This window comes from Escherichia sp. MOD1-EC5950 (genome assembly GCF_002965345.1).
Taxonomy (GTDB): domain Bacteria; phylum Pseudomonadota; class Gammaproteobacteria; order Enterobacterales; family Enterobacteriaceae; genus Escherichia; species Escherichia marmotae.
The window spans coordinates 1-314 of record NZ_PTSR01000171.1 but is presented as its reverse complement, the minus strand read 5'-3'; the positions used below and the strand labels follow the sequence as shown (position 1 = coordinate 314).

General features: G+C 45.9%; 1 protein-coding gene. It reads right to left on the bottom strand.

Annotation, left to right across the window (positions count from 1 at the left end; translation table 11 throughout):
- Positions 1 to 132 precede the first annotated feature (132 nt).
- Positions 133 to 314 (bottom strand): DUF2726 domain-containing protein (locus BEA93_RS24875; RefSeq protein ID WP_123058266.1); only part of this gene is annotated, 182 nt, incomplete at its 5' end.

The window sequence follows — 314 nt, the reverse complement described above, 5'->3', positions numbered from 1 at the left end:
CAGAATGAAACGCGTTTGTTTACCTGCATGAACATATTCAGCATATAGCTGAATACCTGCCCACCCTGCGTGATATGTTTGGTTGAGCTCATATAAGTACCCGGTTATTAAAGAACATCAGAAAAATAAAAATCAGATATGGCGAATAATACTGGCGGCGACGTCATTCACCTGTTTAACAGAACGGGGCCGGTGCAACGGAATACCGGCCTGAATAACAACCAGATTAAATAACGTATCCCGGCGCTGACGTTCCGGGCGCAGATGAGAGCGATCATCCAGTTCGATAATGGCCCTGACAGTGAAATCCTGCT